This is a genomic window from Flavobacterium johnsoniae, assembly GCF_030388325.1.
GTDB lineage: Bacteria > Bacteroidota > Bacteroidia > Flavobacteriales > Flavobacteriaceae > Flavobacterium > Flavobacterium johnsoniae_C.
The window spans coordinates 887,271-912,535 of sequence record NZ_CP103794.1 but is presented as its reverse complement, the minus strand read 5'-3'; the positions used below and the strand labels follow the sequence as shown (position 1 = coordinate 912,535).

The window sequence follows — 25,265 nt, the reverse complement described above, 5'->3', positions numbered from 1 at the left end:
CGTATTTTAATAATGTTCTAACTTGAATTTATAACTTAAAACAGTTTCAATCTTTTCGCTCGAAATAATCTTTTTAATATTTGATTTTTCAGAACTGAATTTCGGTAAAGTTAAATTCATTTCAACGGCTTTTTGTGTGTAATATGCTGAACGAATTGGATGAAACGGTGCAACTGCATTAAAAACTTCATTCCATTTGTTTTGATTTATAATTTCTTCAATAATAGAAATACAATCTCTTAAATGAATTAAATTTATCGGTGCATCAGGATTTTCCAGGTTTTCTTTTCCTGCCAAAAACTTTACAGGATGACGATCTTCGCCTATCAATCCGCCGAATCTAAGAATTGTGGTTTCGAAATTTTGATTTTCTTGAAGAAGATTTTCAACTAAAACCAATTGTTTGCCACTTTCAGTTTCTGGATTTGGAATGGTTTCTTCGGTAATAAAATCATTATCATCGCCATAAACAGAAGTTGAACTTACAAAAAGCACTTTCTTAACGGTTGATTTTTCTATAAAAGGAATTAAATTTTTGATTTTTTCGACAAAAATTTTCTTTTCTGAATTTGGGTTTTCAGCACGTAATTTTGGCGGAATGTCAATAATTAAAACTTCGCTTTCTGCTAAAAAATCAGCAATGTTTTCAGAAACTCCTTCGCTTTCAATATTAACTAAAAACGGATTTATTCCAACATTTTCTAAAATTGAAAGTTTGTTTTCTGAAGTTGTTGAGCCTTTTACTGAATTTCCTTTTCCGATTAGTTTTTTAGCCAACGGAAATCCCAACCAGCCACAGCCTAATATACTTATTTGTTTCATTTTTTTTTGAGGTTCAAAGTTACAAAGTTATAGAGTTGCAAAGATTTTCTTCAGTATAAAAAAGAGGAATATTGATTAAAAACGAAAAGACAGACTTTGATTGTAAGTCTGTCCTTTTGTATTTGAAATATTTAGAGTTGTTTTAATTTATTTGAACATTGTTTTTCTCCGCAATTTTCTTGAAAAGATCTTCTTTGTTCTCCGATTTCATTTTGTGATAAATAGCTCCAATAAATTGTTCAGAATCTTTTGCATAATCTGATTTTGAATTAGTGTAAATTCTGTGAGCCATAAACATATTATCTAATGCTTTTTCGTCGTCTTTAAGAATAAAATAGTTTTTTCCGGCTCCAAAATAACCTTCGGCGTTATCAGGATGATATTCAATTAATTTTTGATAATAGCTAATCGCCGTTTTATAGTCAGATTTAAAAGTATAGGCAACTCCAATGTTCATTAAAGCAAAATGACCTTCAGGATAAATTTCCAGCGATTTTTTATAATATTTTATTGCATTATCATAATCGTCTAATTGTCTGTAAGAAACTCCCATATCATCAAGTGCAAGAACAAAATTCGGATCTTCTTTTATAGCCAATTGAAAACTTTCAATTGCCGATTTAAAGTTCTTTTGATCCATAAAATCCTGTCCGATTTTATAAAAGTTCTGAGCGCTTTTATTTTTTGATTTTCCGTAGTAAATGTCTTCTTTATTCTCAATTAAAGCGGGAACTAAGTCTGGACATTTTTTAGAAACTAGTTCTTTTGCTCTAAGAATCATAGTTTGAATTCCTTCTACAGTATTAATCGATTCTCGAACTTTTGGGTCTTTATCGGTCAGAACCAATTCTCCAATTGGTTTTGTCAAACAATCTCTAAAAACATCATTGGTAATGTTTGAGCTTTTTTGCAAACATTCGCACGTTTTTGCAGCAATTTTTTCTTCAATAGTTTGAGCTTGAAGTATTGAAAAACTAGCAAAAGTTAAAAAAAGAATGAATTTTTTCCCCATTGTATTTTAAGAGATTAAGATTAAAATGCTGGACTTCTATTCTGGTTTTATAACAGGTTTTATAGTGTCTTTTAATACCGTCAAACTGTCTTTTACAACTACAGGTTCAATCGGTTTTACTGGTGGCGTATATCTTTTTATTTTCTGATGTATTAAAATGGCATCATTTAAGACAAAAGGTGTTGGCATCATCCAGTTTTCTCTTGGTTTTACGTTTAATAACGGATTGCTCATCAAATCAAATGAACTTTCTATCAAATCCATATCAAAAAGAGATGATTTTTGAATGTAGAAATCCATTACAAGCGGTTCGTTGCCCACAACATAATAACACAAAATTTTACTGTCTTCTCTTTGTAAACGATTTCCTTTTTCTCCAGAAGTGGCAACTCCATTTGCTTTGAAGTTATAAAACGTCATTTTTGGATTTGCGTAAATATCGTATCGATTAACTTTTCTGTTTGGAGTAATTTTTATTTTTAAATACCTATTATTTCCAATAACACTGTCTCTTAAAAACTGAATTGTCGGTTTTGGAACATCAACAACAGGTGCAATCGCGCTATAGGTAAAAGTTGTATTGTACTTACTTGCAAGCGGAAGCGTATTTAAACCAACTGCTTTTTGATTTTTTTCTCCTAAATACGATTTAGTCCATTCGTCTAAATTGGTGTCGTAAGTTGCCCAAGAGGCAGAATTATTATCACCATTTAAAATGTATAATAAACTATTAGATTTTGCTTTTCCGTATTCATAACCAGAATGATAACCTGCGTAAATAAAAAACGAAATAGAAGCTAGAAAGAAAACTACAATCCAAGCGCCTTTTCTGGCGAATGCTCCAAAGATTGGCAACAATAATCCGAAAAGCAAAACGGTTAGAACGGCACTTCCAAACAAGATTTTAAGACCTAAACCAATTGGAAACATGACAATAAAAGGAGCAATAATTGCCAAAGCAGGAATGCTGAAAATTAAATTCATTCCTAAACTGTAATGTTGTGTGAAGACAAAAATTCCGAATAATAATATTCCGAAATAAACAGGAATAATTAAGAAACCTGCGCCAGTTAAGCTATTTGCTAAATATGCATTAATAATAATCCAAAGTAACAAAGGCGCTACGAAATGGTTCATTGTGATTTTTGCTTCAGAAAAATGGTGATAGAAAGCAAAACAAATCGCAATACTCAAAGTTACGAAAGCACCAATGTAGGCGTGACCGTTATAAGTAAATCCGTTTAAAAGATCAGAATATTGCGGATAAATTTCTAAAATCAGTTTCCATCCTAAAAAGGTAACTAAACCGGCAATAATAATAGAACCTAAAAGCGGAACAAAACCTTTAAAAACTTCTCTGAATGAGATAATTCTTTTTACTTTTCCAACAAAAAGAAATAAAACCAAAAGCCCAAAAGCAATTAAAGTCATTGGCATTACCCAAGAAAAAGGATAACTGATGAATGAAAAAGGAGCACTGAAATAAACATTATCTTCTGTAGATTCTGTTTTGGTTAAATCAATGTTTGTCAGGTATTTTAACAACGGCATCAAATAAGTTCCTTGATGCGCCAAAGTGGTTTTATTTAAATGTTGTACGTCATCTTGCTGTGTATGATAATTGAAATGACCGTCGATAAAGGCAAAATTAAATCCTTGAATATTTCCTTGTTCTCTAAAAACAGTCAAATCGGTATCGTTTGGAAGCATTTTGTAAATGCTGTACATCAAAGAATTTGAAACCGGATAAGAAGTTTTAGCGTCAGAAAATGCTTTAACTAAAGCTTCATTTCCTTTGTTGGTTTCCATCAGCATATAACTTGGACCAGAAGTTCCGCGCGCTTCAAAGTTTAAAACCAAACCAACGTCTTTCGCCCAAGGATGCTGATTTACAAACAAAGCCGCACCATTTAAACCCAATTCTTCAGCATCAGAAAATAAGATAATGATATCATTTTTTTGTGGATGTTTTGAGTATAAAAAAGCACGAACTCCTTCTAAAATAGTAGCAACGCCAGAAGCATCGTCACTTGCACCTTTTGAAAATGAATGTGGAGCGCTGTCATAATGAGAAAGAAGTAAAAGCGCTTTTGTATTATTTGTTCCTTTAATTCGCGCCAAAATGTTTTTTGACTTTACTAAAAGACCTCTATCGTTTAGAGTAAAACCTTCCTGAACACTCGTTTCTAGACCAATTCTGTTCAATTCTAGTTTTAGATAATTAGCAACCAGTTCGTGATTTGTTGATCCGACGTAATGAGGTTTCTGCGCCATAATCTCAACCTGATTTAAGGCTCTTTCGGTCGAGAATTCGGCAAGAGCTTCATCGTCTTTTGAAATTCCTTGTGGCATCATCGTGGCGTATATAATGCCAAGTAAAGCTAAAACACAGGCTATGGCTAGAATTGAGGTTTGGTTTTTTCTCATGGTGAATAAATACTATCTATATTTCTTTTTTAACAAGCATAAAATAATCATTGTCCAAGGAACGATAACCTTGATCGTACAAGAAATAATAAGTATTTCCTGTCTTGGTTTGTAATACATTTGTAAAGAATTCAAAATCAAAGCCTTTGTTGAGCATTTTGTCTCGAGTAGCCTTTGATTTTCCATCTACATTTAGCTCTGCCAAAATACGGTAATTTTTGCGTAACTTGTTGTTTATATTTCGCATGAAATTCGTACTATCTTTATTCATTTTGTTATTAAAGGCATTACGACAGCTGTCTGAACAGAATTTTTTGTCTTCACGGCCTACAATTTTTGCGGAACATTCGGGACATGTTTTCATGAAATTATTTTTAATTTATTGAAAATCAGATTTTTTAATAATTGTTTGATTAATCTCGTAGATCAAAAGTTCAACTTTGCTGATATCACAGTCGGTTAGCAAAATATTTTTGAAACCGTTTTCCATATTTATTCTCAATTCGTTAGATTTTGCTGGAAAATTCAGACCAAATGTCACTTCGATAATTTTATTAATGAAAGATAAATTTCTTATAAGCTCTAAACTTTGAATATTTTCGATGTCAATTACTCTGTTATCTTTCCTATAATCAGCATTATTTATTATTAAATGACCATCTTCAAAATAAATTTCGAATAAAGGATTTTTTCTGATGATGGCCATTTTGCTACTATGAATTTTTTATGAATTCAATTTTTTAATTTCATACAAATCAGACCTACGATCCTTTAACGTTTTAACACTACCATGTTCGTGAAGTTCTTTCAATAAGTTCAAATCGACATCAACAATCAAGGTCATTTCTGTATTTGGAGTTGCTTCTGCTTTGATTCCGTTACTCGGAAAAGCAAAATCAGATGGAGTAAACACAGAAGATTGTGCATATTGAATATCCATATTATTTACTTTTGGAAGATTTCCAACGCAACCTGCTATGGCTACATAACACTCATTTTCGATGGCGCGCGCCTGCGAACAATGTTTTACACGCGTATAACCATTTTGTGTGTCGGTTAAAAACGGAACAAATAAAATGTTCATTCCTTCATCGGCTAAAAGTCTTGAAAGTTCTGGAAATTCGACATCATAACAAATTAAAATACCAATTTTACCGCAATCCGTATCAAAGGTTTTAAACTGCGATCCGCCTTTCATTCCCCAATGAATTACTTCGTTTGGCGTAATATGAATTTTGGTATACATTTCTGAAGTTCCATCTCTTTTACATAAAAAACCAACATTGTACAGATTTCCACCTTCCAAATAAGGCATACTTCCCGTGATAATATTGATGTTGTAAGAAATGGCAAATTCCTGAAAACGCTTTCTAATTGGATCTGAGTGTCGAGCCAATTCGCGAATAGCTTCTGCTTCAGATAAATGATTGTAATCTGCCATTAATGGAGCAATGAACAATTCTGGAAATAAAGCAAAGTCGGATCCATAACCAGAAACGGCATCGATAAAGAATTCGGCTTGTTCGAAAAGTGCTTCAACATTATTCAGCGGACGCATTTGCCACTGAATTAATCCTAAACGAATGATGTTTTTTTTAAGATTAATCAGTTTCGGACTATCCTCGTAATAAATATTATTCCATTCTAGTAAAACCGCAAATTCTTTTGATTCTTCATCACCTTCCAAATAATTTTTTATGACTCTCAAAACGTGAAAATCATTACTCAACTGAAAAGAAAGAACCGGATCGTATAATTCTTTGGTTCGTACTTTTTCAATATAGTTTTTGGGAGTCATTTTTTTGGCGTGCTCTCTATAACTCGGAATTCGACCTGCAAAAACAATAGCTTTTAAATTCAATTGTTCGCAAAGCTCTTTTCTAGCATCGTATAAACGACGTCCTAGACGCAAACCGCGATAATTTGGATGAATAAAAACATCTATTCCGTATAAGATTTCGGCATTTGGATTATGCGTAGAGAAAGTATAATCGCCACTAATTTGTTGGTAGTTATGTCTTTTTTCAACTAATTTTTCATCAACGATAAGAGATAATGCAGAACCGACAACTTTTCCATCAACTAAAATAACCAATTGTCCTTCTGGAAAAATAGAAAGAAGTCTTTCAATATCATCAGATCCCCAATACGAATCGGCCATTTCAGGATACGATTCAATCATTGATTTTTTTAATTGTTTATAGTCTTCAATTTCTAAATTTCTTAATTCGACTTTATTAATTTTTGCCTGCATATAGTAAGATTTATCTCAAATATACAAAAAACAAATTCCAATTACAAACGCTTACAAATAGTTACAGTCGGTAGTAAATAGTTAGCAACCGACTATCATTGCTGGTCTTTTTCATCTTTGCCCTGTTGAATTTGATGAACATTTTCAATTTATAATAACCTAAAAATAATATACGCCATGAAAAACAGAGTGCAATTGATCGGAAATGTTGGTAATAACCCAGAAATTAAGACTTTAGAAAGCGGGAAAAAATTGGCTCATTTAACGATTGCCACAAATGAACATTACAAAAATGACAAAGGAGAAAGGGTAGAAAAAACAGAATGGCATCGCATAACTGCATGGGGGAAAACCGCCGAAATAATTGAAAAGTTTGTGGTAAAAGGAAAAGAAGTTGCCATTGATGGAAAGTTAACTCACAGAAGTTATGATGACAAAAATGGAGAAAAACGTTATGTAACTGAAGTTGTGGTAAATGAAATTTTACTTCTAAGTAAATAATATTAAATATTCCGTTAAGAATATCTCGTAAGTAGCCCGACAGTCCCGAAGCCTCGGGATAAAAACTGTCGGGTTTTTATATTTTAAGAAAATGAGTTTTATAAAATAGAAACTCCATTACTGTCAGTTGTCAAGACCTCGCTCATATAATCAAAAAAAGGTCGCATGTTTACAAATGCATCCAAAGCGAGATCAAGAAACTGTGGACTTAAAACTTCTTCGTCTGTAAAGCGTTTTATAACCAAGAATTGTTTGTAACGAAGTAAATCAATCGCTGGATGATTTGCGTCGAAATCTTTCGGTTTTGTTTTTAGTTGTTCGCCTTGTAGGGTTCCGAAATTTTTGACGAAAGATTTTGAGTTTAAGATTTTCTGGAAAGTTTCAGGATCTTGAGCAAATTCTGTTCTTATACGTTTTAAATCGGCTGCATTTGGCCCCCAAAAACCTCCGGCGAAAAAAGTGTTTCCTTTTTCCAAATGAAAATAATAACCGCCGCGTCTTGCTGCAGTTGCGCGAGTATAACTTCCGCCCCAAAAATGTTTAAAAGGAGTTTTGTCTTTAGAAAAACGAATATCACGATAAATTCTGTAAACGCTTTTTTTGCCTGAAGTATTTTCTAAAACATCTGTTTTGGAAAGTTCTTTCAGTAAAGCTCCGGCAAAATTCTCAATATGATTTAATTCTATTAAATATTGCGGTTTGTTGGCTTCGAACCATGGTTTATTGTTGTTTTCTTTTAGTTGAATCAAAAAATCAAGACTTGATTTTGGTATTATATTTTCGTTTTTCATAATAAAATTTAAAATCAGAAGTAGACTGCAATTTAAAACTAAAAAACCCACCAGAGAAATCTGATGGGTTTTTCTATATTTTGTTAAGCAGTTTTTTTGAATAAATCAAACATAGGACAACGTGAGCAACGCTTCTTTTCGCTTTTTTTGTATTTCTCACAGCAAGAAGATTTACAGTTTTCAATCTTCTTGATCTTATCAAGGATTTCAGAATTTTTCTTTTTCTTTTTATCCTTTTTCTTCTCCTTGTCTTTTTCTTTCTTGCCCAATTTTCCTCTGTATTATAAAAACAGAGACAAATATAAAGGAAAAAAGTAATTTTTAAATATTCTAAATAAACTTTAACTTTTTTTATTTTGGATTAATAGCGATAGAACTAGTCACCGTTAATTGCTGAATATCACGGTCAAACAAGTAAAGTCCGCCTTTATCTTCACCAATCAAGTTGATTTTATCCAAAATAGATTTAGCCGTAGCTTCTTCTTCGATTTGCTCAGAAACATACCATTGTAAGAAATTATGTGTTGCATAATCTTTTTCTTCAAAAGTAATGTGTACCAATTCGTTAATAGATTTAGAAACAAAAAGTTCATGATTGTAAAGCTCTTCAAACATTTCTTTAAAAGTAGAATAACTTATTCTAGGCGCTTTTAAATCTGTAATTTGAGCGTGACCTCCACGTTCGTTTACAAATTTTACCAATTTAAGCATGTGTGCACGCTCTTCATCTGACTGCGTATACATAAATTGAGCGATTCCCTCTAATCCGTGTACTTCTGCCCAACAAGCCATAGAAAGGTAAGTTTGCGAAGATTCTGCTTCTATTCTAATTTGCTTATTTAAAGCCGATTCAATATTTTTTGATAGCATAATATGTGTCTTTTTTGTAAAATTAAGAAAAATAATCCATTCCGTTTTTTCGAAAGCCCGAAAACATTAGGCATTTTGAATCGATTAATAAGATCTTATATTACCAAAAGAGAAAGGTTTGGAAAATTGTGCTTTGTTCATAATCGGATTTCCGTTGTCTTGCATAAAACCATCAGTAAATTTTCGCATAACAAACTGTTTGGAAACGTTGTCATAATAGCTCAAAATAGTATAATCTTTTAATTTTAATGCATCATATAAGGAAATTTCTTTATTGCTGCCTAAATAATAAAATAGATTCTCCATTGCCATTGGTAAATATGGAGCTGTTACAGGATTCCAATTTTCGTTTAAAAGACCATCAAAATAAACTATTTTACTTATAGCATAAGGAGATGATTCAATGAAACCTTCATAATTAATAGGCGCGTAGTAACTGTAATCAATGTATTCTCCAAAACCGCTAAATGTGATAAAACTGTTTTTCTCTTTTTTTATAACCGAAATACCAGCAGAAAGTCCATCTAAATGTTTTAGAAATTTTGCAGTAGTTTTTAATTGTTGCGGTCTATTATTGTCAATTTGCATAAAAAATGGAGATCTTTTAAAAACAATAGTGTCATTTTTTGAAAAAGAATAATTCTTTATGGTCTTTTCAGTCTCAAAATCTTTTATCTCAAATAAAAATTCGTCTTTGTTTGAGGTTATTTGAAAGAGTTTTTTCTCGTTATAAAATGAATTTGAGTTTTTGGCTGCGTTTTTTGAAATAGGCTGCTTAAATTCTTTTTCATTAATTTCTCCAGTAATCGTATTAAGATCAAACACTTGAGTTTTTGTCGTGTTATAGTCAAATGTCAAAAGAATATGATCTTCAAGCACATATAATTTATTTATTTTAGAAGCTAAATCTATCGGATTAAGAACGTCTGACTCCATTTTTCTCAGTGGAAAACGTTTAATAAGCGCATTAAAAGAGAATGCTATATTTTTTTCATTTTTAAAAATGAAATTAGAAAAATCGAACATCATTATTACGCATTTCCCATCTTTAAATTTATAAAGAAGTAAGTGGTCAGTTTCTTTTTCTTTTGCTAAAAGATAAAAAGTACTGTGCTGATGAAAATAAGTGATAATGTAATTGTGATTTTCTGGAAAAGTAAAACTTAAAGACTCTGAAGTATTTTTTTCCAGGTCATAAGTTTTAAGCAACAGATTCCTATAATTTGGAGAAATCCAATATAAGGTTGGTTTTTTTTCATCATTAATTGTTGCGCCCATTAGATTCCTGCTCATTTCCTGTCTTATAGAATCTGTAAAGCGATTTTTTAGAAATAAAAACTTGTCATATTTTAAAATATTGATGTTTTTATTGTCCCAGGCAAAAGCGTAAATATCGTGGTTTGCCTCATCTTCAATATTTAGAATTTGGGTTTTATCTAAATTATTTAGATTTAAAGGCAAATAATTTAGCACTGTTTGACTAAACAGAACTGTTTTTGAAAACAAAACGAAGAGAAGTAGTAGTTTTTTCATAAATTGAAAATCATCAAATTTTATTCCAAAATTTTGTAAGCTATTACGGAATTAAATTTAAGCAATAAAAAAAGTCCTTAAGAAAATATCTTAAGGACTTTTGGTTTATAATTCTAAAAAGAAATTACTTTACAATAAAAGTAACTCTTCTAGCTAATCTTCTAGCTTCGTCAGAATCTTTCTTAATTGATGTATCTGCACCATTTGCAATAACATTTAAACGAGAAGAAGCGATTCCTGCTTGCTCAAAAATAGTTTTTACATTATTTGCTCTAGTGTTAGAAAGTCTTTCATTATAATCTGCTTTTCCAACTTGATCAGCGTAACCTACTAAATCAAGAGAAGCAGAAGGATTTTTTCTTAAATAATTTAAAACAACATCGATTGACGCAGTTGAGTTTTCGATAGGAGTTGTTTTATTGAAATCAAAATAAACACTGTAATATTTGTCATTGATCATTCTTTTAATCAAATCATTATCTACAGGTTGTGCAGGAACTTGTTTTTCTACAACGATTTCTTTTTGTGCAGGTTTGTTTTTAATTTGTTGTTCAAGATCTGCTACTTTGTTTTCTAAAGATGTAAGATCAACATTATTGCTAGACATTACTGCCCAATCTGCATGTTTTGTGTTTTTTCCTAAATACACATTTAACCCTAATGTACCATTAAAAAGCAATCCAGAAAAACCTCTGTTTCCTTCAATATTTGCTCCATCAAAAGTACGATCTTGCGATGCGTTTAAAATAGTTGAGAAATCACCAGTCAAGGCTACTCTATTTGATAAACGAATTTGTCCAGTTACACCCGCAATAAAGTTACCTACTTCGTCAGCTCCTTTAAAATTATCACTTCTTAATTGAGCATACCCAAAACCTGCATGACCTAATAAACCAAATGTATTAGTCCAAGTTTCAAAGTTCATAATACGTCCTAAGTTTGCAACAGCTTGTAAATCTACTCTATAGTATTTTGAATCAAAATCTAAAGAATTGTTTTTTGCTGTAAAACTGTTGTATCCAAAATCAGCTTTCAAACCAAATTTGTTGTTAAACATATAACGAACTCCTAAATCACCAACCCAAGGGCTTGGAGTGTCTGTAGAATAACCTGCAGTTAATGGGCGTTGAGGTTTAGTCAAACCACCAGCAAATTCTATAGACCATTTATTAAATCCGCTGTTGTTTTCTGTTTGCGCATGTGCTCCTGTTAACGCCAGAGCAAAGGCAAGAGTCATTATAACTTTTTTCATTGTTATTTGAGATTTTAAATTTGAGCCAAAACAACAATTTATTGTAAGTAAATACTTCCTCTATAAGTCAAAAAGGTATTAAAATAAGGTAACAAGAGTGTTAAATAAACTCTGTGTTTTTATAAGTGATTGATATTGAGTTTTTTTAGTTGAATCCGTCTGTGAATTTACGCAAAACGTATTGTTTAGAATTAGGATCATAATATCCTAAAATGCTATAATTGCTTAACTTTAGAGTATTCGAAGGAAAAATTCCTTTATTGCTATCTATAAAAGCATAAATTTTATCGCCAGCAAGAGGTTCTTGATTTTGATTGGTTGTTTCGAGTTTTTTGCTCCAAACACTTTCGAAAAATACAGAATAATAAGTGTCTATATTATAATAACTTGGAGGCATGAAATCGCTATAAAAATCGGGCATCATATCTACAGCGGTAATCGATTTTGATTGCATTCCAGTTCCGCCCAAAGTCAAAAATAGATTTTGTTTGTTTTTGAAAACAGAAATGCCAACATCTGTTGTTGCTAATTCTTGTAGAAATTTGCTTGTGTTTTTTAATTCTCTTGGTTTTCGGTCATTGATTTGTAGCAATAAAGGAGAATTTTTAAATTGAATAGTATCTTTTTTTGAAACAATAAATGTTTTCAAAGACGATTCTGATTCGTAATCTTTAATATCTAATAAAAGTTGTTCAGCATTAACATTTACTTGATATAATTTATTTTCGTGATAATAAGAGTTTGATTTTTTTGAGTTTTTTTGACCTACTGGCTGTAAAAAAGTTTTTTCTTTTATTTCTAAGTTATTCAAATTAATATCGAATAATTGTGTTTTTCTAAGACTTTGGTCTAAGGTCAAAATTAAACGATTGGGAAGCGTATATAATTTGCTTTTCGAAGTTACTTTATAAAGAGGATTATATTCTCCGGAATCCATTTTTTCAATAGGATTTTCTCTTAGAATCTGATTGAATGTTTTTTGCTGTGTTTTTCTGTCGCGAAATACAAAAGGAGAAAAATCGAGATATTTTTCTTCAGCTATTCCGTTCTTAAAAATAAAAGCGGTTAAACCTTCTTTCGTTTTATCCTTCATCAGCAAATAAAAATTATTATCTTTCTGATAATAATTCAAAAGCGATTTGTCTTCTAACGGAATTCGAAATTTTAAAGCACGGCTTGTATTGTTTTCTAAATAATATTTAATCAAAATAATACTTTTGTCGGCCGCAGAAAACCAATACAATATAGGATTTCCATCTTCGCTAAAACTATAGCCAATTAAAGATCTATCTTCAACAAATTTTCGTGACGTTACTATTTTTTGTTTTAAAAATAAAGCGCTATTGTATTTTAGTATAGAAAGACTGTCTGTAGCTAAAAAAACAAATACATCGTGTGTGATGGTGTTTTCTGCATTTACAAAATCAAGTCGTTGTTTCTTATTTTTTAAATCTAAAGGATATGAAGTTAGAACCGTTTGGCTTAACAAAACGGTGCTACAAAATAAAGACAAAAAAAGTAAGATTTGTTTCATGTTTTTATAGCTACAAAAATTATTCCTTTTTAAATCACTGATTCATAAGGTCTTGAAAATAATCTACAAATTGACCAACATGCATTCCGTCCATTAAACCGTGATGTACATAAACCGCCATAGACATGGTTTTTTTTCCTGTTTCGGAAGTTATCATTTTTCCAAATGAAATTTTCGGACAGCTGTCTGGATATGTAAAACTGCGAGCATGAGTAATGGAACTAAAATTTAACCACGGAATTGCAGAAAAATGAATCAGATTATCGTCATCAAAAGATCTTGTAAAAAGTCCCGTTGTGTTTTGAATTCGTTCTATTTCTGTTAATGCAATTTGTTCGAATGTTTTAAAATCTGGATTATATTCGATTAATGAAAATCCGAAAGTTCCATCTTCACGCCCAATTGTAGCCGAAGCATCAACACGATCGTTAATATAAATTTGGTTTTCAGAAATTCTATATTTAAAGTTTTCGATTGCGTTTACAGCAACTAAAGTTTTATGCAAATAGAAAATAAAAAAAGAAGCGTTCATACTTTTTGCGGTTTGATACGCTCGAGTGCAATCAATTTCTACAGTTACGCCAAAAAAAGGCTCTTCCATTTGTCTGAAATGGGCGAAATGCTCTTTTCTATTCCAATTTTCTAAATCTAAAAGTGTTTTCATTATAATAAATTCGGAACAACTTCTGCAATAGTTTCAAATGAACTAAAATGCTCGTGTTCTATCGTATGATTAATTTTTTCGTGTTCCCAAGTCGTGTGAAACGGAATATGAACGGCATAACCGCCAATTCCTAGAACCGGAAGAACATCTGATTTTAATGAGTTTCCGATCATCAAAAACTCGTGTGCTTGAATATCTAAACGACCGATAAGTTTTTCATAATCAATTTCTTGTTTGTCTGACATCACTTCGATATGATGAAAATAATGTCCTAAACCAGAACGATGCAATTTGCTTTGCTGATCTTTTAAATCGCCTTTTGTTGCCACAACCAATTTGTATTTTCCGTGCAAAGACTGAAGAGTTTCTTCAACTCCGTCTAATAATTCGATTGGTTTTTCGAGTAATTCTTTTCCGTATTGAATAATTTTTTCGATAACTTCAACTGGAATTGTTTTGTTGGAAATGTTCATTGCCGCTTCAATCATAGAAAGAATGTAACCTTTGATTCCGTATCCGTACAAAGACAGATTGGCAATTTCAATTTTGAATAATTCTTGCGAAATTCCTTGATGCGAAAGATAATCTTCCATCAAAGCACAAAATTTATGTTCTGTTTCCTGAAAATAAGGTTCGTTTACAAATAAAGTATCATCGGCATCAAATGCGATTACTTTTAGGTTTGGTATTTTAGTTTTATGTAACATAATGTTTTTGTTTCAGGTTTAAAGTTTTCTTTGTTTCAGGTTTTTTTGCCTATAATTTCACGAATTAGCACTATTTTTTTGCTACAGATTGAAAGGATTAAAATGATTTTTATCTGCTCAATCTGCCAAATCTGCGAGAGAAATTTTAATTTTAGTTATTAGAAAAAAGTCTTTTCAAAGAAATTGTTTTATCGTAAAAAGTAATTCGGATTCCGAAAAGCAGAATTATTCCGCCGAAAACCATTTGTAAAGTTATTTTTTCTTCCAAAAACAACCAAGCTAAAATAGAGGTAATTACCGCTTGACTCAATAAACTCAAAGAAACTCTAGTCGCTCGCATGTGTTGCGTGGCATAACTAATCGAAAGCCAGGCGCACAATTGGCAAATTACAGCTTGCAAAACCAATACAAACCATCCCATATCTGAAAATCCTGTAAAAGGTTGGTCTAAAGAATAACACAGAATTCCTAAATAAATACTCGAAGCAGTTAAACTTATCGTCATAAACGAAAGAACATCAACTTCTGAAAGCACATTTTTACTGACTAAAAGATATATTGAATATAAGATTCCAGATAAAACCGCAAATAGAAATGCTTGATTGAAATTCAAATCAATAAAAAATTCAAAACCAACCAAAGTGACCATTCCGAATAATGAAACGATTGTGCCAATCCAGAAATTAGTTGCAGGTTTTGATTTTAAGAATAAAAAAGAACCAATTCCAACCCAAACTGGAGATAAATTTGTTAATAAAGAAGCTTGTGTTGCGCTAGAATCTTGAATAGCAATATTCCAAACAGCAACATCAGAAGAAAATAAAACGCCACAAAGCGTCGCCAAAAGCGTAAATTTTAAACTCGGAAGCTTAAAGTTGCCACTAAATAGAACATAAGGTAATAAAAGAATTACGGCAAAAAACATGCGGTAAAAAGCCGAAATTAATCCTGGAGTTAAACGTAATTTTACCAATATCGGGAAAATCGAGATGCAAAGGATACCGCAGATTAAAGCTAATCTTGGTTTTGTGAGTTTCATTTAATGAATTTTAATCTTGTATAATTTTTCAAAGATACTTTAGAAAGTGAATACTTTGAAAGTAAAAAGCGCGAATCAGTTAAAAAATAGTAGTCGATTCGCGCTTTTTAAATTATTTTTTATCGAATTAATCTATAAATTTTCTAATCGTATATTCTTTTGTTTTATTGTCGTAATACCCTAAATAATAAGCAGCTTTCAAATTAAACAAAGTTTGAGAAGAGACATCTTTATTGTCATCAAAAAAGGTACGGATTTTATCGAATGCTAGCGGCTGCAAATCACCTTTAACATGATTTCCTTCGTTGTCAAAAAGTCCTTCAATTTTAACTACTTTCCTGTTAGCATAAGAATTGAAATTATCCATTGTCGGACTAAAGAAAGCGGCACCAACAAGAGCACCAATAAGTCCGAATTGATTAGCCGTTACTTGTCCCGCAGATTGCCCCATCGAAGAAATACCGCCAAAAGTAATTAATGTATTTTGTCCGATATGATAACAAGAAAGTCCAGCATTTAGATTAACAATTTTTCTTAAGAATTGAGAACTGGTTTCTAAAGTTCTTTTTCCTCCAAAATCTCCACCTTCTTGATAAATCTCTGAATTTTTAAAATCAATCGGAGCATCAGCTGTTGCGCTATATTCTTTTAATGTGTTGTTTTCTAAATCTTTTATAGAAAAGAAAAATTGATCTGGAGAAGATTTTAAGATGTAAAGTTTATCGTCAAAATAAAATGAATTTGAAGTGACAGGAACTTTATATCCTGAAGAAGAAACATTTGAAATACCTGCTGATCGAATAATTTTTTCGACAGCAGTATATTTTTCTAAATCAACTACAATTGCTTGCGTATAGTCTGGATTTGTATCAATAGTTAATACAAGTGTTTTGTTGTTAAAATAGCATTTTCTTTTTGTGGCAGCATCGGTTAATGATGTAGGATTGTCTACATTGATGTTTTTTAATGAAAAAGGAGCTTCAAATGGAAGCAGATTTTCGCCTAATATTCCATATAAATCTGATTTTGTATAATCTGATTTGAAAAAATGAAACCCTTCTAAATTGATAACTCTTGCCGAATAAACACCATTTTTATCAAAAACATGTAATTTTAAAGAATTGCTTTTTTTGATGACAGTTAGAATGTAAAATTTATCGCTGTCGCTAAACTTTTGCAGAATTTTTTCTTCTTTTAAAACAAGATTATATTGTTGTGTTGTTACTTTTTGATTTGAAACATCAAACAATTGAGCAAAAATTTCTTCGTAATCATTTGATGCCCAGAATAAACGAGGATTGCTGCCATTAATATTATAACCAATCATCATGTCGTATTTTTTGGTATCTGGTCTTTCAGAAGAAATGCTATCCACAATTTTCATGCTTTCGTCTAGATGAACGGCTTTTACCTTTATTTTATCGCTGATAAATAAAGTAACATCTTTCTTTTCATTATTTACAACTTGAAAAATGTCACGATTCTTTTTTAATTGAACAGGCACAGAGCTTACAATTTCTTGCGAAAATGATATTAATGTGCTTAATAATAGGTAAACTAAGAGTATTTTATTTTTCATACAGTTAATTTGTTTTTGGTTAGATAATTACGGAGCTAATATCTTAAATTTTTAAATATGAAAATTCACACAATAAAACTTTTTAAAAAGAAAAGCGTGAATCAGTTATATTTAACCAATTCACGCCATTTATATAATGTTTAAACTTAGTTTACGGTTGATCCGTTTGGCGCATCAGCATCTGGATTTACAAAAACTAGTTTTCCTTCTGCATTTGTTGTCATCAAAATCATTCCTTGACTTTCAACACCGCGAAGAGCTCTTGGCGCTAAATTCGCTAAAACAGAAACACGTTTTCCGATAATTTCTTCTGGAGAAAAACTCTCAGCAATTCCTGAAACAATCGTACGAATATCGATTCCCGTATCAACTTTTAATACTAAAAGCTTGTTTGCTTTTGGCATTTTTTCAGCTTCTAAAATAGTTCCGATACGAATATCCATTTTGGCAAAATCTTCAAACTGAATTAAATCTTTTTGAGGTTCAGTTTGTTTATTTTCGGCGAGATTTGCTGTTTTTGTTGCTTCCAATTTGTCTATTTGTTTTTGTATTTCTTCGTCTTCAATTTTAGCGAAAAGCAATTCTGCTTCGCCAATTTTATGTCCAGCAGGAAGTAAATCTGAAGTTTCAGAAATGTCATTCCAGCCTAAAGTTTTATCAAGGAAAATGTCTTTTGCATCGCGATCTTTCTCTTTCAAGAATTTGCTGAAACCTGCAAAATGCTCTTTTAAATCAGCTAAATTCAATATTTTAGAAAGTTTTGCAGCTGTAAAAGGTAAAAACGGTTCAGCCAAAACGCTCAACGCAGCAGCAATTTGTAACGCCACATACATTTGAGTTTTTACACGCTCTGGATTGTCTTTCATTACTTTCCAAGGCTCTTCGTCTGCTAAATATTTATTTCCTAAACGAGCCACATTCATCAATTCGCCTAAAGCTTCACGGAATCTGTAACGCTCAACCGAACTTGAAATTACGGCTGGATATGCTTTTAATTCTGCTAAAGTTTGTTCATCAACTTCTGTAAATTCGTTTGGAGTTGGAATAACTCCTTCGTAATATTTGTTGGTTAAAACCACAACACGATTTACGAAGTTTCCGAAAACGGCAACCAATTCGTTGTTATTTCTAGCTTGGAAATCTTTCCAAGTAAAATCGTTATCTTTTGTTTCAGGAGCATTTGATGTTAAAGCATAACGCAAAACATCTTGCTTATCTGGAAATTCTTCTAAATATTCGTGCAACCAAACTGCCCAGTTTTTAGAAGTCGAAAGTTTGTTTCCTTCCAAATTCAAAAACTCATTTGCTGGAACGTTGTCTGGTAAAATATAACTTCCTTCAGCTTTTAGCATCGCTGGGAAAATGATACAGTGGAAAACAATATTGTCTTTTCCGATAAAGTGAACCAGTTTTGTGTCTTGATCTTTCCAATATGGTTCCCAATCTTTTCCTTCGCGTGCAGCCCATTCTTTCGTAGAAGAAATGTAGCCAATTGGTGCGTCAAACCAAACGTATAATTTCTTGCCTTCGGCACCTTCAACAGGAACATCAATTCCCCAATCTAAGTCACGCGTTACGGCACGAGGTTCTAATCCAGCATCGATCCAAGATTTTACTTGTCCGTAAACGTTCGTTTTCCAATCGTTTTTATGACCTTCTAAAATCCATTCGCGTAAAAATGCATCGTAACGATCAAGAGGTAAAAACCAGTGTTTAGTTGATTTTAAAATTGGAGTTTCTCCAGTAATTGTCGATTTCGGGTTAATCAAATCGGTTGCATTCAAAGTAGAACCGCAATTTTCGCACTGATCACCGTAAGCACCATCATTTCCACATTTTGGGCAAGTTCCAACCACAAAACGGTCTGCTAAAAACTGATTTGCTTTTGCATCGTACAATTGTTCTGTAACTTCTTCAATAAAATCGCCTTTATCATACAAAGTCCTAAAGAATTCCGAAGCCGTATCATGATGAATTTTCGCAGAAGTTCTAGAATAATTGTTGAATGAAATTCCGAAATCTGAGAACGATTTACGGATAATTCCATCATATTTGTCAATAACTTCTTGCGGTGTAATTCCTTCTTTTTTGGCTTTCATCGAAATTGCAACGCCGTGTTCATCGCTTCCGCAGATAAATGCTACATCTTTTCCTTGCAATCTTAAATATCTAGAATATATATCTGCAGGCACGTAAACCCCAGCCAAGTGACCAATATGAATAGGTCCGTTGGTGTAAGGCAATGCCGCCGTGATCGTATATCTCTTTGGATCTTGTATCATAATTCAATTTTATTGAGTGCAAAAATAAGCAATAGAATTGAGATTTTAATATTACGCGGAGATTCGCAAAGAAAAAGACACAGAGATTCGCTAAGATTTTTTTGAATTTAGTTCTCGCAAAGGCGCAAGGTCACAAAGTTTTTTCCGCAATCTTGTCATTTCGACGAAGGAGAAATCTTCATAAGTAGCTCCGTACAGAATTTTGCCAATCTTTGTAGAGTTTCTCGCGAAGATTTCTCCTTCGTCGAAATGACAAACTTTATAGGTAATAATTAGAGTAATAAAAAATCTTTGCGGGCTTCGACTTCGCTCAGCCTGACAACATAATGAATCTTTGTGAATCTTTGCGAAAAACCTCCGCGTATCTTTGCGGTAAAACTTCATAAAATAGAACCAGTTTAAACTACGTTTCGCGCTTATAAATGAGAATATATTTCGCAATCTTTGCATCCGAAAAAAACAAAATTTATGAGCAAGACTAAATTAATCATCAATAAAAACGGATCAATCAAAATCGAAGGAGATTTTGAAATCATGGACCCAGAAGGAGCGCTTTACGGTTTACAAGGTAGATCTGCATTAGGACTTTGCCGTTGCGGATTATCTAACAACAAACCTTTCTGCGACGGAGGACACAGAAACAACTTCGAACACGATTCCGTTGCTTTCGATTTACCGCCAATGAAAACGAACTAAGATTTTTCTAGTTTTAAATATTGAAAACCGCATTCTGTTTGGATGCGGTTTTTTTGTGCAGTTTTTTTGTAAAAGTAAGTTATTACTTAGAAAACAATCTTACATTTACACAACTTTTAATTTTCCAAAAATGAAAAAATTAATAATACCACTGTTATTTTTGTTTTTCAGTGTAAATTACGCACAGACACAAAAATTAATCTCCAGCGATTGGACATCTTTCAATCAGACAATTGATATTCAGACCAAAGTCAAGAAAAAATTTAAAGTAATAGCTTCGGTTAAAGTCGAAACTGCAGAGCCGACAGCTTGGGCAGGAGTATGGGCGCGTGTCGATACTAAAAACGATGAAGAAGGCTTTTTTGACAACATGCAAGATCGGCCGATAAAATCTAAAGAATGGAATTCTTATACCGTAGAAGGAACATTAGATGCAAATAGTAAATCGTTAAGTTTTGGAGGTTTGTGTCTTAATAATGGAAAATTCTATTTTGATAAATTTGAATTATTAATTGAAAATGATAAAGGAGTTTTTGAGCCTTTTACAGTTTTAAATTCAAGTTTTGAAATTCCTGTAAAAAACGGAGATATTCCAAAATGGAGTTTGGGAACTTCAAAAGATGCAATAGTTAAAGTTAAGGAATATAAAATTACTTCTGATAAATCGAGTGTTGATGGAAAAAGCAGTATACTACTCGAAGGAACGGGTATAAAGCCTCGTCCAGAAGCTAAAATTGGAAACGTTGAAGGCGCTTCTCCAAAAATTGCCGACATGATTTCGATGCTTGAAGATTTGAAAGCTCGCGTTGAAAGAACAGTCAAAAACATGAGCCAGTATGAAATCGATTATCTTCATGATGAAGAAGCAAATAGAATTGGGGCTTTGGTAATGCATTTGGCTGCTGCCGAAAAATACTATCAGGTTTTTACTTTTGAAAATAGAGATTTTAATGAAGAAGAAAAGAAGATTTGGAACAACGCATTAAATCTTGATCAAGGCGGGCGTGATGAATTTAAAGGTCATCCGATTCAATATTATTTGGATATTTATAATGAAGTTAGAGCCAAAACAATTGAAGAACTAAAGAAAAGAGATGACGCTTGGTTTGCACAAGTTCAATTAAAATATGATATGACAAACCAATATTGTTGGTTTCACGTTATGGAACATCAGTCGAGTCATTTAGGGCAGATTTTGTTTTTGAAAAAACGAATTCCACCAGAGCAAAAAGAGCAGAAAAAGGTTCTTCCTCAGGAAATTAAAAAATAAGATAAATGAAAACCGCATCATAAAAAATGCGGTTTTTTATTTTTTAATTTGCGTTTTCTTAAATGGTTCTTTTTGAATTAATTCATTAATTTTAAACACGTTAAAATAATGTTTTCGGTTTATGATATTTAAAAGACTTTCAATAGGATTCTTTTTTTTGGTTTTAATGAATGAAGGAATCGCTCAAAACAAGATAAATCTATTTTCAGAAATCAATTATAATTCGATTCCTGCGATAAATTTAAGCGAATATAAATCAGTTCAAGATCGTGATTCTCGTTTGCAAAATCCGAATATTGCTTTGGGAGTTGGAATTTCGGGCGGCGGATCGAGAGCGCAGTTTTTCAGTCTAGGCGTACTTTTAGGATTAGAAGAAATTCAAGAAGAAAAATCAAACCATAATTTTCTCAATGAAATCGATTATTTCTCTACTGTTTCCGGGGGCTGTTATTCGGCTGGATATTATCTGACGATTCTAAAAAACAAACTACAATACGACAATTGCACTTTCAACGAATTTTACTTTTCTAAAGCAGATGCCTTTAAATCGGACGTTAATAAATCGGCTACACTTTTTTCTCTTTTAAATAATAGCCGAAACGAAAAAGGAGAAAAAGTCTCCATGGCACAAAGATTAGATTTGGAAGTCTTGCAATACGATAGCGCCAATCCAGACAATCAGAATAAGTTTAAAACCCAAATGCTTTTGTCTGATTTTTTTATTCCGAAAGAAAGTAAGCAAAATCCGCAATTGCCTATTATGGTTGCCAACGGAACTGCTTATAATAACGGAGAACGTTTTCCGTTTATGCCTCATATTATTCGCGCTTTAAAAATCAATTCTTCTTTAGCGCCAAATAAAGCGTCACTTCCGCTTGACAAAAATCAAATTAATAATGGTTACGATTTTCCGCTTACGTATGCTATTACGGCGAGTTCTGCTTTTCCGGGCGTTCTGCCTAAAACCAAATTCGGAATCAAAAATCAGGATAAAATTTTGTGCGTGATCGATGGCGGAGCATCCGATAATATGGGTTATGAAACTTTGATTGAATTGCTCCACAACGACAATAAAGTGAAAGATAAAAACAAAAAATCGCTTTTTATTGATTGTTTGGGACAAGGGAAAAAATCGCCTTTTATAAACGATGGCAAAATTAGACTACTTTCGTTATTAGAAACTGCGTCTTTATATACGGTTCAAACTCGATATATGACTTTTGAAAGAGATGTAGAAAATGCTTTGGAACGCTATAAAATTCCAACTTCAAATTATCAAATTATTGGTTTTACAACTTTAAGAAATCATTTGTCAACTTTGAAGAAAGATGAAAAATATGAAGATTTAGTTTCGCAGTTAAAAAATACCGACGACGAAGCGGCAAGTTGGCTTCAGCTTCACAATGATTTTAAAGCAAAACTGATTGAAAAATTTGGCTCTGATAGTTTTAAAAAAGATAAAAATGGAGAAGTTTTACTTTCTAGTTTAGATAAAGAAACTTTTAAAGATTTCGGCGCAAGCGAACTTTTAATGCTTTATGAATATGCTTCGCACGTTGAAACCAAACTAAAAATAACGCCCGAAGAAAAAGAAATGTTACTTCTTTCCGGGCGTTTTGCGGCGTATTTGAAAACTAATGAATTGAAAGAATTATTGGTGGAGAATAAAGGGTTTTAGGTTTTTATTGCTCAAAAACAACCCTTTTGTCTGTCTTTGCTATTTTTACAATTTCATAAGGTCTAGATAATCTAGACGTTAAATCTCCAGTTTTTAATTTTTCAACTTTTACAATTATGGTCTTGTGGTTTTGACTGATTTTTAAAATATCAATAGAATGCCCGCCATTGTATTGAGTTTTGTCTATAATCGCAATAATTTGATACTTATTGAAGTCAATGTTTGTCTCACTGAAATTTTTTACTAAATCATTTGAAGTACTCATTTCTGTCATTAGGTTGTTCCATGCTTTGGTATTTTTAATGACTAAAAATGTTGAAGCAGTACTTTCGTCATAAGGAAAAGAATCACCTTTTGCTATTCCAGAATATTGTACCTCTGAAATTGGTAAATCTTCGCTCTCACAGCTTGTAAAAACAAATAGAAGAATAAAAAATAAGAAAATCTGTTTCATGATTTTTTGATTTTAGTTAGAAAACACTTTCTATTTAACAGATGCTATTTTTTTAAATGGTTGCGTAAGAGCTGTTTATTTTTTTGTTTTAATTCAAATTGTAAAAAGTATATATTTCAATTTTTTCCCTCAACTTTGCAAAACAATCTTTTTAAATAAAATTCAAAATGGAATTCGGTAAAATCATTATTTCAGAAACAGCAGCAAAAAGCGAAAATCCTCAAGACGTTGTAAATTCGAATATTTCCGTAATCAATTTAATGCGCGAAGAAAAAATAGACGACGATTTAATTCACGAAGATGCTTTAATGAGTTATTATTTAGATTTTTATGCTTCAAAATACGCCGAAGGAAATTTTTCGCAATTTGTACACGATTCTGGCTGGAATAAAGAATTGAACGAATTGATAGAAGAAGGTTTAGCTTTAATTGGTGCCGAAAAACATTTGGAATTATTTAAAGAACAATCTCGAAAACTGCGTTTGCAGAGCAACATCAAATTAGCGAAATTTCTAAAAGAAAAAGCAGACACGCCAAATGCGTTTCGCGATGTTTTGAATAACAATGCGTATTTCGAATTGGAGGAAAATATAGTCGAACTTAATGCCGCATTTTTAAAATCGCATCCCGATACTGAAGTGCTTTCGGTAGAAGAAATGTTTGCCGCTTTAGAAGAATTTGTTGGTCACGAAATCAAAAGAGATTAAATTATTTTGGCAGCAAAAAAGGTGTTTTAAGCCTAAATAAGTTATGTTTTTAAGAAAGTAGTTTTGAAATTTTAATTTTTCTGGCAGATTTTGTAAGAAAAGTATATATTTGGAGAACCCAAAAAAATGCTACTATTAAATTGATGCCTATGAAAAAAACTATACTAATTAGTGGAGTTTTGCTGTTTTTATTCGCTTGCAGTAAAAATGAAAAAACTAAAAATGAAGCAGAGATTCAGAATCAGGAATTACTTTCGCTGATAAAAACAGACTCTAATATAAATAGAAAAGAGTTTAAAAAACTCATTTTTAAAAATCTGGATAATATAGAAAATTCAGATGAATTGGATCTACCGCTGCTTTCAAAAGTGGCATCTAATCTTAAAATCAAATATTCGAAAATTAAAATTGACGAGACAAGTTCTATCAATTTCGATCAAAAAACGGCATTTTTTGTTGTCACAATTGTAGAACAAAACAAAAAAAAGCCAAAATCGGATGATTTTGATGATTTAGGAAATTATTTTCAGCGTAAATATTTGTTCGTAGATCGCGAAAGCGGAAATATAATCGCCGAAGAATTTGACGCTAATTTAGGATATTATCATAACGAAGGAGTTCGATTTTCTAAATCGCATATTTTGAAAAATCTGGTATATCTCAACGAAACAACTCCAGCAATTGCTTTTTATACAGAAGCCATCGCAAGTAGCAGAATAGTTTTGTATTCGGAACAAAAATTTACTTTACTGACTCTTGAAAATAATGAAATCAAGAAATTTTTATACGAATATCCAATTCGCCTTACCAATGGAGATTCTAACGGAAATGGCACTTACCAGATCGAAACTTTAGAAACGGGTATGAGTTTGGGAGATAATAAAACAAATGGCTATTTTGATTTAATTGTGACCAAAAATTTCTCTTATGAAGAAGCTATCGAAGATAGTTTAGAAAGCGATATGGAAAAAAATAAGGAATTGAAAATCAAAAAAGAATCTGAGAAACTGAAGTTTAATGGTAGAGAATATGCTTTTCATCGCGATGACAGACATCGTTTTCTTGAATAAGCTGGATAAAATCGAAACAATCTCAAAAGCACTTTTTTAGTGCTTTTGGTGTTTATAAGAGTTTTAAGTTTTCCTTTTAAACTTTGTCCTTATGTTAACAAACATTTCATTAAATTTGCTTCC

24 protein-coding genes are annotated in these 25,265 nt (G+C 31.9%); 6 read left to right on the top strand and 18 right to left on the bottom strand.

Translation table 11 applies throughout. The annotated features are described in order from the left end of the window. Nucleotides 1-6 precede the first annotated feature (6 nt). The 6 genes from NYQ10_RS04095 to NYQ10_RS04070 form a co-directional block, all read right to left on the bottom strand. Nucleotides 7-822 (bottom strand): NAD-dependent epimerase/dehydratase family protein, encoded by an 816-nt coding sequence (locus tag NYQ10_RS04095; protein ID WP_289879007.1) that lies wholly within the window; start codon nt 820-822, stop codon nt 7-9. A gap of 142 nt (nt 823-964) precedes the next feature. Then, nucleotides 965-1,834 carry a tetratricopeptide repeat protein gene (locus tag NYQ10_RS04090; protein WP_289879006.1) on the bottom strand — a complete coding sequence of 290 codons (870 nt, stop codon included), beginning with the start codon at nt 1,832-1,834 and terminating at the stop codon, nt 965-967. A gap of 36 nt (nt 1,835-1,870) precedes the next feature. Further along, nucleotides 1,871-4,261: a M28 family peptidase gene (locus tag NYQ10_RS04085; protein ID WP_289879005.1), complete on the bottom strand. Its 2,391-nt coding sequence runs from the start codon at nt 4,259-4,261 to the stop codon at nt 1,871-1,873. A gap of 16 nt (nt 4,262-4,277) precedes the next feature. Continuing rightward, nucleotides 4,278-4,625, bottom strand: a complete 348-nt coding sequence (locus tag NYQ10_RS04080) for a hypothetical protein (RefSeq protein WP_276171684.1) — start codon at nt 4,623-4,625, stop codon at nt 4,278-4,280. Nucleotides 4,626-4,640: 15 nt separating this feature from the next. After that, a complete protein-coding gene (locus NYQ10_RS04075; RefSeq protein WP_289879004.1) occupies nt 4,641-4,967 on the bottom strand; it encodes a hypothetical protein in 327 nt (108 codons plus the stop codon). An 18-nt stretch (nt 4,968-4,985) separates the two neighbouring features. Further along, nucleotides 4,986-6,515, bottom strand: coding sequence for a bifunctional GNAT family N-acetyltransferase/carbon-nitrogen hydrolase family protein (locus NYQ10_RS04070; protein WP_276171686.1), 1,530 nt, complete (start codon nt 6,513-6,515; stop codon nt 4,986-4,988). 177 nt (nt 6,516-6,692) lie between these two features. Between NYQ10_RS04070 and NYQ10_RS04065 the strand changes: the two genes are divergently transcribed. Continuing rightward, on the top strand, nt 6,693-7,016 hold the full coding sequence (locus NYQ10_RS04065; protein ID WP_436836304.1) for a single-stranded DNA-binding protein: 324 nt from the start codon (nt 6,693-6,695) through the stop codon (nt 7,014-7,016). 98 nt (nt 7,017-7,114) lie between these two features. Here NYQ10_RS04065 and NYQ10_RS04060 read toward each other — a convergent pair whose 3' ends face one another. The 11 genes from NYQ10_RS04060 to metG form a co-directional block, all read right to left on the bottom strand. Then, on the bottom strand, nt 7,115-7,807 hold the full coding sequence (locus NYQ10_RS04060) for a DUF2461 domain-containing protein (protein WP_289879003.1): 693 nt from the start codon (nt 7,805-7,807) through the stop codon (nt 7,115-7,117). A gap of 83 nt (nt 7,808-7,890) precedes the next feature. Next, nucleotides 7,891-8,076 (bottom strand): hypothetical protein, encoded by a 186-nt coding sequence (locus NYQ10_RS04055; protein ID WP_091489749.1) that lies wholly within the window; start codon nt 8,074-8,076, stop codon nt 7,891-7,893. A gap of 82 nt (nt 8,077-8,158) precedes the next feature. Continuing rightward, nucleotides 8,159-8,677 (bottom strand): ferritin, encoded by a 519-nt coding sequence (locus NYQ10_RS04050; protein WP_276171690.1) that lies wholly within the window; start codon nt 8,675-8,677, stop codon nt 8,159-8,161. Between the two features lie 84 nt (nt 8,678-8,761). Continuing rightward, nucleotides 8,762-10,210, bottom strand: a complete 1,449-nt coding sequence (locus tag NYQ10_RS04045) for a hypothetical protein (RefSeq protein ID WP_289879002.1) — start codon at nt 10,208-10,210, stop codon at nt 8,762-8,764. Nucleotides 10,211-10,334: 124 nt separating this feature from the next. Next, nucleotides 10,335-11,462 carry an OmpA family protein gene (locus tag NYQ10_RS04040; protein WP_289879001.1) on the bottom strand — a complete coding sequence of 376 codons (1,128 nt, stop codon included), beginning with the start codon at nt 11,460-11,462 and terminating at the stop codon, nt 10,335-10,337. A gap of 145 nt (nt 11,463-11,607) precedes the next feature. Further along, nucleotides 11,608-12,996, bottom strand: a complete 1,389-nt coding sequence (locus tag NYQ10_RS04035) for a hypothetical protein (protein ID WP_289879000.1) — start codon at nt 12,994-12,996, stop codon at nt 11,608-11,610. A gap of 34 nt (nt 12,997-13,030) precedes the next feature. Continuing rightward, entirely contained in the window at nt 13,031-13,660 is a 630-nt protein-coding gene (locus tag NYQ10_RS04030) for a chloramphenicol acetyltransferase (protein ID WP_289878999.1), read from the bottom strand. Beyond that, the gene (locus tag NYQ10_RS04025; RefSeq protein WP_276171695.1) at nt 13,660-14,367 is read right to left on the bottom strand and encodes an HAD family hydrolase; all 708 of its coding nucleotides are present in this window, start codon (nt 14,365-14,367) and stop codon (nt 13,660-13,662) included. Before NYQ10_RS04025 ends, NYQ10_RS04030 begins: the two co-directional genes overlap by 1 nt. A gap of 151 nt (nt 14,368-14,518) precedes the next feature. After that, the gene (locus NYQ10_RS04020) at nt 14,519-15,406 is read right to left on the bottom strand and encodes a DMT family transporter (RefSeq protein ID WP_289878998.1); all 888 of its coding nucleotides are present in this window, start codon (nt 15,404-15,406) and stop codon (nt 14,519-14,521) included. A 127-nt stretch (nt 15,407-15,533) separates the two neighbouring features. Next, complete coding sequence (locus NYQ10_RS04015) at nt 15,534-16,985, bottom strand: hypothetical protein (RefSeq protein WP_289878997.1); 1,452 nt, start codon at nt 16,983-16,985, stop codon at nt 15,534-15,536. Nucleotides 16,986-17,131: 146 nt separating this feature from the next. Continuing rightward, entirely contained in the window at nt 17,132-19,267 is a 2,136-nt protein-coding gene (metG, locus tag NYQ10_RS04010; protein WP_289878996.1) for a methionine--tRNA ligase, read from the bottom strand. 468 nt (nt 19,268-19,735) lie between these two features. Here metG and NYQ10_RS04005 point away from each other — a divergent pair, with 468 nt between their 5' ends. The 3 genes from NYQ10_RS04005 (at nt 19,736) to NYQ10_RS03995 (ending at nt 22,911) form a co-directional block, all read left to right on the top strand. After that, complete coding sequence (locus tag NYQ10_RS04005; RefSeq protein WP_109191044.1) at nt 19,736-19,963, top strand: CDGSH iron-sulfur domain-containing protein; 228 nt, start codon at nt 19,736-19,738, stop codon at nt 19,961-19,963. 130 nt (nt 19,964-20,093) lie between these two features. Further along, nucleotides 20,094-21,233, top strand: coding sequence for a DinB family protein (locus NYQ10_RS04000; protein WP_289878995.1), 1,140 nt, complete (start codon nt 20,094-20,096; stop codon nt 21,231-21,233). A 121-nt stretch (nt 21,234-21,354) separates the two neighbouring features. Beyond that, nucleotides 21,355-22,911, top strand: coding sequence for a patatin-like phospholipase family protein (locus NYQ10_RS03995; protein ID WP_289878994.1), 1,557 nt, complete (start codon nt 21,355-21,357; stop codon nt 22,909-22,911). A gap of 4 nt (nt 22,912-22,915) precedes the next feature. Here the strand turns inward: NYQ10_RS03995 and NYQ10_RS03990 are convergent, their stop codons facing one another. Further along, a complete protein-coding gene (locus NYQ10_RS03990; protein WP_289878993.1) occupies nt 22,916-23,365 on the bottom strand; it encodes a hypothetical protein in 450 nt (149 codons plus the stop codon). A 167-nt stretch (nt 23,366-23,532) separates the two neighbouring features. Between NYQ10_RS03990 and NYQ10_RS03985 the strand changes: the two genes are divergently transcribed. Further along, entirely contained in the window at nt 23,533-24,072 is a 540-nt protein-coding gene (locus NYQ10_RS03985) for a DMP19 family protein (protein WP_289878992.1), read from the top strand. A gap of 149 nt (nt 24,073-24,221) precedes the next feature. Then, a complete protein-coding gene (locus tag NYQ10_RS03980) occupies nt 24,222-25,142 on the top strand; it encodes a hypothetical protein (protein WP_289878991.1) in 921 nt (306 codons plus the stop codon). Nucleotides 25,143-25,265 lie beyond the last annotated feature (123 nt).

Bases quoted from the DNA above. Each gene is read 5' to 3' on its own strand.
- NYQ10_RS04035 (WP_289879000.1), bottom strand. From the start codon at position 12,996: ATGAAACAAATCTTACTTTTTTTGTCTTTATTTTGTAGCACCGTTTTG.
- NYQ10_RS04090 (WP_289879006.1), bottom strand. From the start codon at position 1,834: ATGGGGAAAAAATTCATTCTTTTTTTAACTTTTGCTAGTTTTTCAATA.
- NYQ10_RS03990 (WP_289878993.1), bottom strand. From the start codon at position 23,365: ATGAAACAGATTTTCTTATTTTTTATTCTTCTATTTGTTTTTACAAGC.
- NYQ10_RS03995 (WP_289878994.1), top strand. From the start codon at position 21,355: ATGATATTTAAAAGACTTTCAATAGGATTCTTTTTTTTGGTTTTAATG.
- NYQ10_RS04005 (WP_109191044.1), top strand. From the start codon at position 19,736: ATGAGCAAGACTAAATTAATCATCAATAAAAACGGATCAATCAAAATC.
- NYQ10_RS04030 (WP_289878999.1), bottom strand. From the start codon at position 13,660: ATGAAAACACTTTTAGATTTAGAAAATTGGAATAGAAAAGAGCATTTC.
- NYQ10_RS03980 (WP_289878991.1), top strand. From the start codon at position 24,222: ATGAAAAAAACTATACTAATTAGTGGAGTTTTGCTGTTTTTATTCGCT.
- NYQ10_RS04095 (WP_289879007.1), bottom strand. From the start codon at position 822: ATGAAACAAATAAGTATATTAGGCTGTGGCTGGTTGGGATTTCCGTTG.
- NYQ10_RS04050 (WP_276171690.1), bottom strand. From the start codon at position 8,677: ATGCTATCAAAAAATATTGAATCGGCTTTAAATAAGCAAATTAGAATA.
- NYQ10_RS04060 (WP_289879003.1), bottom strand. From the start codon at position 7,807: ATGAAAAACGAAAATATAATACCAAAATCAAGTCTTGATTTTTTGATT.
- NYQ10_RS04065 (WP_436836304.1), top strand. From the start codon at position 6,693: ATGAAAAACAGAGTGCAATTGATCGGAAATGTTGGTAATAACCCAGAA.
- NYQ10_RS03985 (WP_289878992.1), top strand. From the start codon at position 23,533: ATGGAATTCGGTAAAATCATTATTTCAGAAACAGCAGCAAAAAGCGAA.
- NYQ10_RS04085 (WP_289879005.1), bottom strand. From the start codon at position 4,261: ATGAGAAAAAACCAAACCTCAATTCTAGCCATAGCCTGTGTTTTAGCT.
- NYQ10_RS04040 (WP_289879001.1), bottom strand. From the start codon at position 11,462: ATGAAAAAAGTTATAATGACTCTTGCCTTTGCTCTGGCGTTAACAGGA.
- NYQ10_RS04015 (WP_289878997.1), bottom strand. From the start codon at position 16,985: ATGAAAAATAAAATACTCTTAGTTTACCTATTATTAAGCACATTAATA.
- NYQ10_RS04000 (WP_289878995.1), top strand. From the start codon at position 20,094: ATGAAAAAATTAATAATACCACTGTTATTTTTGTTTTTCAGTGTAAAT.
- NYQ10_RS04075 (WP_289879004.1), bottom strand. From the start codon at position 4,967: ATGGCCATCATCAGAAAAAATCCTTTATTCGAAATTTATTTTGAAGAT.
- NYQ10_RS04070 (WP_276171686.1), bottom strand. From the start codon at position 6,515: ATGCAGGCAAAAATTAATAAAGTCGAATTAAGAAATTTAGAAATTGAA.
- NYQ10_RS04080 (WP_276171684.1), bottom strand. From the start codon at position 4,625: ATGAAAACATGTCCCGAATGTTCCGCAAAAATTGTAGGCCGTGAAGAC.
- NYQ10_RS04020 (WP_289878998.1), bottom strand. From the start codon at position 15,406: ATGAAACTCACAAAACCAAGATTAGCTTTAATCTGCGGTATCCTTTGC.
- metG (WP_289878996.1), bottom strand. From the start codon at position 19,267: ATGATACAAGATCCAAAGAGATATACGATCACGGCGGCATTGCCTTAC.
- NYQ10_RS04045 (WP_289879002.1), bottom strand. From the start codon at position 10,210: ATGAAAAAACTACTACTTCTCTTCGTTTTGTTTTCAAAAACAGTTCTG.
- NYQ10_RS04025 (WP_276171695.1), bottom strand. From the start codon at position 14,367: ATGTTACATAAAACTAAAATACCAAACCTAAAAGTAATCGCATTTGAT.